Annotated in this window: 6 protein-coding genes and 1 pseudogene; 5 read left to right on the plus strand and 2 right to left on the minus strand. The window is 47.0% G+C overall.

Annotated elements, in window-relative coordinates; genetic code table 11:
* Window positions 1-685 (minus strand): pyruvate formate lyase family protein (locus LDL18_RS08210; RefSeq protein WP_296508580.1); only part of this gene is annotated, 685 nt, incomplete at its 3' end.
* Window positions 686-1,448: 763 nt separating this feature from the next.
* Here LDL18_RS08210 and LDL18_RS08215 point away from each other — a divergent pair.
* The 5 genes from LDL18_RS08215 (at window position 1,449) to LDL18_RS08235 (ending at window position 5,740) form a co-directional block, all read left to right on the plus strand.
* Complete coding sequence (locus LDL18_RS08215; RefSeq protein WP_296508582.1) at window positions 1,449-2,879, plus strand: cytochrome ubiquinol oxidase subunit I; 1,431 nt, start codon at window positions 1,449-1,451, stop codon at window positions 2,877-2,879.
* Between the two features lie 6 nt (window positions 2,880-2,885).
* On the plus strand, window positions 2,886-3,908 hold the full coding sequence (gene cydB / locus LDL18_RS08220) for a cytochrome d ubiquinol oxidase subunit II (RefSeq protein ID WP_296508584.1): 1,023 nt from the start codon (window positions 2,886-2,888) through the stop codon (window positions 3,906-3,908).
* Window position 3,909: 1 nt separating this feature from the next.
* Window positions 3,910-4,074, plus strand: a complete 165-nt coding sequence (locus LDL18_RS08225) for a DUF2474 domain-containing protein (RefSeq protein ID WP_296508587.1) — start codon at window positions 3,910-3,912, stop codon at window positions 4,072-4,074.
* A gap of 142 nt (window positions 4,075-4,216) precedes the next feature.
* Complete coding sequence (locus LDL18_RS08230) at window positions 4,217-5,146, plus strand: Dyp-type peroxidase (protein WP_296508589.1); 930 nt, start codon at window positions 4,217-4,219, stop codon at window positions 5,144-5,146.
* A gap of 126 nt (window positions 5,147-5,272) precedes the next feature.
* On the plus strand, window positions 5,273-5,740 hold the full coding sequence (locus tag LDL18_RS08235) for a LysR family transcriptional regulator (RefSeq protein ID WP_296508595.1): 468 nt from the start codon (window positions 5,273-5,275) through the stop codon (window positions 5,738-5,740).
* Here the strand turns inward: LDL18_RS08235 and LDL18_RS08240 are convergent.
* Window positions 5,724-6,372 (minus strand): annotated as a pseudogene (locus LDL18_RS08240) (IS5 family transposase). The gene LDL18_RS08235 and the pseudogene LDL18_RS08240 sit on opposite strands and share 17 nt — an antisense overlap.
* Between the last annotated feature and the right edge of the window lie 413 nt (window positions 6,373-6,785).

A 6,785-nucleotide genomic window follows, 5' to 3' on the forward strand; every position in this document is an offset into this window, starting at 1 on the left:
AGGGGTTACGTTCCAGCCGTTTGCCCTGTTCTTTTATGTCTTCAATCAGGCAGTCAACACCATAAAGCGCGACCCGACGATAGTCACCGATAATCCGGCCACGACCATACGCATCTGGCAGACCCGTAATAATTCCAGAGCGACGGCAAGCCATGATTTCCGGCGTATAGACATCAAAGACACCGTCATTATGGGTTTTCCGTAAAGTCGGGAAAATTTTTGACAGGCTTTCGTCTTCTTTGAAGCCATAGGCTTCCAGACCTTTTTTACTCATGTGATAGCCGCCGAAAGGCATGATTGCCCGTTTCAGCGGAGCATCAGTCTGTAACCCAACGACGACCTCAAGGTCTTTTTCAATAAAGCCCGGTGCATGTGCTGTGATATTGGAAACTGTGGAAGTATCTACATCGAGCACACCGCCTTGGGTTTTCCGTTCGGCCTCGAGAGAGACTTGTAATTTTTCCCAGAGTTTAGTCGTCTTGGGCGTGATACCGGCTAGAAAATCGCTATTTCCGGTATAGCTAGTAACATTTGACAGGATAAAATCACGCGTGTCGATTTCTCGCTGCCATTTGCGCCCTTTAAAACCCCGCCACGGATCAAGGGCAGAGTCCATCCGTTGATTTTCGGCATCTGGTGCCTGTGTGGCGGCAATGTCAGGTTTTTCCAGGGTGGAAATGGTCATGTCGCTTCAACCTTTGATTCTATGAGCGAGAAAAGACTTAGGAGATATATCTAACAAAATTCGACCCGATCTGACAGCTATTATTAAAAGACAGAATAAGGTCGCGCGCTTTTTATCAGCTAACTCTAACAAAAAACAGAATCATTTGAAAAAGAATAATAGAATACTCTATATTTAAATTATAAATTGAGCCTTCTTCATATGGCTTTTTAATCACAACATCCCTAAAATCGGAAAATATCTGTTCCCTTTGATAGTCTGTTATCAGAGATAGAAAATAATTCGATTTCAAAAATCGTTATTTTCAATATTGAGACGTACGTCCCTTTTCCCTTACACCTATCGTGACTTTCTTTTGAAATCGCCCCTATTCAACGAATTACTGGGCAAGTTTTGAAATAAAGCCCTTAATCGCTTCATCACTATTTTATTTAAAAATTGTTATTGATTTATAAATAGATGCTATAACTACAGCAATATACTCAAAACAATCTGACATGAGCATATTACATTTTAAAATTTATCAAAAAAATAAATAAAATTAAAGAAATATAAAATGATAATTAAACCCGATTGAAGATAAATAGACTGTGGATAGAGATTATTACCCCCAAGGATCAAGAAATTCTCTATTGACACAATACCCGATGCTATCAATACACCGATAATATATAGGGGGCATTTTACAGATTCAGGAAGCTGATCCCTGAAGAAAAGCCCATAGACCCTAATAATTCCTAATATTATCGACGGAGCCATTTCTATGGTACCAGATGCGACCGCTTTAATGCTCGCCCGAATACAATTTGCATTCACGGTGGGCTTTCATATTATCTTTCCGGCTTTTTCTATTGGCCTTGCAGCTTATCTGGCTGTTCTTGAAGGCTTGTGGTTGAAGACTGGCCGGAATGTCTATCTTCATCTTTTTAAATACTGGATTAAAATTTTCGCGCTCGTATTTGGTATGGGCGTGGTTTCCGGCCTTGTGATGGCCTATGAATTCGGGACGAACTGGTCTCTTTTCTCTCAGAAGGCTGGGGCTATAACGGGCCCGCTTTTGGGATATGAAGTGCTGACCGCCTTTTTCCTTGAAGCCGGATTCCTCGGTATCATGCTATTTGGTCTGGGACGGGTTGGAAAAGGTCTGCATTTTTTGGCGACCTGTTTGGTTTCTATCGGCACCCTGATTTCCATGACCTGGATTTTGGCTTCCAACTCATGGATGCAGACCCCAGCTGGCTATAGCATTGATCCAAAAACCGGCCATTTCTTGCCGAAAAGCTGGTTTGAAGTGATCTTTAACCCCTCCTTCCCTTACCGTCTTGTTCATATGGGTATGGCAGCCTTTATCTGTGTGGCTTTTGTGGTGGGGGCTACCGCCGCTTTCCATATGCTGCGCGACCGTAAAAACGGAAAACCGGTAACGGAACCTGTCCGCGTGATGTTTTCCATGGCATTGTGGATGGCCGCCATTGCAGCGCCCTTCCAGCTTTTGGCTGGTGATATGCATGGTTTGAATACCTTGAAATATCAGCCCGCCAAAATCGCAGCGATGGAAGGTGACTGGGAAAGCGAAGGCCCAGCCTCTGAAATTTTGTTCGGTATTCCGAATATGAAAACCGAACGCACCGATTATGCCATCAAAATTCCTTATGCCGGTTCTTTGATCTTGACCCATAGCCTGAATGGCAAGGTTCCCGGATTAAAAGATTACCCCAAAGACCAGCGTCCGCCTTCCCCGATCCTGTTTTTCTCTTTCAGAATCATGGTCGGTCTGGGTGGTCTGATGATCCTGTTAGGTCTTTGGTCGCTGTTCCTGCGTTTCCGTGGTCAGTTATATAATAATAAAGCCTTGCAATGGGCGACGTTGTTGATGGCACCGTCAGGCTTTATCGCCCTGTTATGCGGTTGGGTCACGACTGAAGTCGGTCGCCAGCCTTATACTGTTTACGGCTTGCTCCGCACCTCGGATAGTGTTTCTCCGGTTATGTTGCCGAGTATGATTTTCTCGATGACGGCCTTTGTGATCGTTTACTTCTTCGTTTTCGGAGCGGGTATGCTGATCTTGTTTCGGATGCTTTCGCATCAGCCTTCTTCCCATGAAAAAGGTGCCGATCCGGAAAATCCTCTCCAGAATAGCCATGCCAAAGGGGCAACCCGACTGGCTCAAGACCTTTCCGGTAAACGGAGTTAACTGACAATGACTGCAACAGAATATTGGCTGCCCGTTGTCTGGGCATGTCTTGCCGCAGTAGGTATCCTTATCTACGTCGTCCTTGATGGCTTTGATTTGGGTATCGGAATCCTATTCGCGACCCAAAAGGATGAAGAGCATCGCGATGTGATGATGAATACCATCGCACCGGTTTGGGATGGTAATGAAACATGGATGGTTTTTGGAGGTGCTGTTCTTCTCGGTGCTTTCCAGACCGCTTATTCTGTGATTTTGCCTGCTCTTTATCTGCCCCTTATTATGATGCTGCTTGCCCTTATTTTTCGGGGCGTTGCTTTTGAATTTCGGGTTCATGCCCATAATAAAGCCGCGCGTTGTCTTTGGGGGGCTGCCTTTATGGGGGGGTCAACCCTTGCGACTTTCTGCCAAGGTATGGTTCTTGGTGGTTTGCTTCAGGGGATCAAAACGACAGGCCATCATTTTACCGGTAGCGCCTTAGATTGGCTCAATCCTTTTTCGATTTTCTGTGGTTTTGCTTTGGTTGTCGGTTACGGTTTATTGGGTGCCGGATGGTTGATCTGGCGGACGGAAGGCGAATTACAGGCCTATGCCCGTCGCGCCGCTCGCTGTTTGGGTAGCCTTTTGCTCGTCTGTATCGCCATTGTTGCGGTTTGGACGCCTATGCTGCGTTCGACCTATCTCAACACTTGGACGAATAGTTCAAGCCATGCCGTGGCGGCGGTTGTCTTGGCCGTTCTTGCGGTGTTGGTATCCGTTGTCTTCTTCCGTAGCCTGAAAAGCGGTAAAGACAGAACGCCTTTCCTTTGTGCCTTGGGATGGTTTATTCTTAGCTATATCGGTCTGGCTTTGTCCGCGTGGCCGTATATCGTGCCGCCTTATATCACCATCTGGCAGGCCTCTTCGCCTGTTACCAGTCAGACTTTCTTGCTGGTCGGAACGGTCATCCTGCTGCCTTTGGTATTGGCTTACACCATTTATTGCTACAAAATCTTCCATGGCAAGGTTACCAGCAATGACGGGTATCACTAGGATGAAGTGGTTTCAGCGTTTCAGATTACCCTTGGAAGCCGATGAAGCCGATCATGCCCCAAAAGATTTTGGTCGACGGATGGGCTGGTTTATTGGGCTTTGGGCAGGCAGTGTTGTCGTCACCATTGTTGTGGCGAAACTTCTAAAAATGCTCATCCCTCATTAAGGGTGACGATACGATCGAAAAAAGCCGCAGATGTTGAGTCTGCGGCTTTCTTATTATGGAAACGCATCTATTCTACGGTTTTTGCGCCAGAATTATGGCAGAATGGCTATAACCAACCGTCCTTTTTCCAAGGAGAATTATTATGTCCGAACCCCTGCCCCAAGCTATTGTTACGCCTATCACGCCTACTGCAATTTTTTTGGTTGTGACCCTTAAAGAAGGAAAAGAGGCAGAAGATACTATTCGCTCTTTCTGTCCTGATTTATCGGCTTTGCGTCGGACGGTTTCGCTTCGGGATCGAGATGCCCGTTTGACCTGTGTGATGGGTATTGGTTCAGAGGCTTGGGATCGTTTATTCCCTGATGCACCTCGCCCAAAAGAGCTACATCCGTTCAAAGAATTAAAAGGCGTGCATCATGCGGTTTCAACAGCCGGTGATTTGCTGTTCCATATCCGCGCCCATCGGATGGATATTTGCTTTGAAATGGCATCGCTGATTATGGAGCGGATTCGGCCTGCCGTTCAAGTTCAAGATGAAGTCCATGGCTTTAAATATTTTGATTCCCGTGCCTTGATCGGTTTTGTGGATGGGACGGAAAATCCCGAAGATGAGGAAGCCTGCGAGGCTGTTCTTATTAGAGAGGATGATCCCGATTTTAAAAATGGCAGCTATGTTATCGTCCAAAAATATTTTCATAATCTTGATGCGTGGAATAAATTGCCGGTCGAAATGCAAGAAAAAATTATTGGCCGGAAGAAGCTATCCAATGTCGAATTGGATGATGAGACCAAACCCGACTATGCCCATAATGCCTTGACCGTTATTGAGCGGGATGGCGAAGAATTGGCAATTTTACGGGATAACATGCCCTTTGGTGAAATTGGAAAAGGCGAATTCGGCACGTATTTTATTGGTTATGCCCGTTCGCCTTCTGTGACCGAAGAAATGCTGGAAAATATGTTTATCGGTCGTCCTAAAGGAAATTATGATCGTTTGCTTGATTTCAGCACGCCGGTAACCGGCTGTTTATTCTTTACGCCTTCTGCTGATTTTTTGGATGAGGTTGAATAAACGCTCAAAATGGTTTTCTTGGGCAGGGGATGGTGGCCTATTTTAGTCCCCTGCCGTCAATGGGTCGTTTGTTTTTTCCGGTGGCAAGAACCAAAATTATTATAAAACGAGAAAGATCCTGTGTTTATGTCCCGTACAAATTTGAACGACCTGCAATCTTTTTTGATTGTTGCACAGGAAAAAAGTTTTACAAAAGCGGCGGCCAAATTAGGGGTGTCTCAATCGGCGCTTAGCCATACCGTCAGACAACTGGAAGCCCGCCTTAATCTGACATTGTTAATAAGAACAACCCGCAGTGTTACCCCGACATCCGCCGGAGCATATTTAATACAAAATATGGCACCCCATTTTGACCAAATAGAAAAACAACTGGCTTCAATTGGGGAATTGCGCAATCAACCTACTGGCACCATTCGGATTACCTCTACAGATGATGCGCTTGCCTATATCGTTCGTCCTAAGATCAAGGGTTTTTTGCAGAAATATCCGGGCGTTAAAATAGAGTTAGTATCTGATATAAAATTGGTTGATATTTTTACTGAAAAATTTGATGCGGCTATCCGACTAGGCTCAGGACTCATAGCCAGAAGATGACGGTTGCGGCGAGGCAGATGGCTGAGAAGAAGACATTCGGGCATCTGTCATAGCGGGTTGCGACCCGCCGCCAGTCCTTGAGCCTTCTGAACATAATCTCGATGCGGTTGCGGCGTTTATATTTTCTCTTATCGTATTTGACTGGTTTTCCGCGGGATTTTCGTCCTGGAATGCAGGGCAGCAGCACCGATATAGTCGCTGATCTGCCCCGCAGTCATGAAAAAGCTCAGCGGTCGTCCGTTCTGATCGGTGATCGCATGCAGCTTCGCCTTTTGTCCGTCCGATCAGACGCCCTGGATCCCTTTTTTTAGCCGCAGGCTTGAAACCGTGCGGTGCGCTTTGAGATACGTCGCATCAATCATGATTGTCTGAGACTCGGCTTTCGCAGCAGATAGGCCATCCATCATCCGCATGAAAATGCCCATGTCGCCCCAGCGCTTCCAGCGGTTGTACAGCGTCTTATGTGGACCGTATTCCCGGGGCGCATCACGCCAGCGCATCCCATTACGGTTCACGAAAATGATCCCGCTCAACACGCGGCGGTCATAAACACGGGGTCTGCCGTGGCTCTTTGGGAAAAAGGGCCGCAGACGATCCATCTGTTCATCCGTCAGCCAAAACAAGTCGCTCATCTCCAGTCTCCTCGCAGAGCCTGAATCAGATTTCCGTAATCAAATCAATGGGTCCTGAGCCTAAGGAGAGCATGTTCCATCCCAGCATGAAGGCGGAGATGGACACACTCGACGATGTGCCGGAAATGCTGCCGAGTGCCTCGGCGGCTTCCAGCCGTTCTTCGGGTCTTCGGGGCGGTTGAGGGCGTAGATCGCCGAGGCACTGCGGGCACTGATCGAGAAAGTCGTTCTCACTCCCGGCCCGAACCGGGGCGAGATTGACGCGATGCTGTATGGAGAACTGGGAACGATCCTAACCTGGATCGAGCGGCAAGCCATTGGAAAGGCAAAAAAAAGCCGTTAGCTGAGGGCTAACGGTGTTGGTTGCGGGGGCAGGATTTGAACCTGCGACCTTCAGGTTATGAGCCTGACGA

It is taken from the genome of Zymomonas sp. (genome assembly GCF_020216885.1).
Taxonomy (GTDB): Bacteria; Pseudomonadota; Alphaproteobacteria; order Sphingomonadales; family Sphingomonadaceae; genus Zymomonas.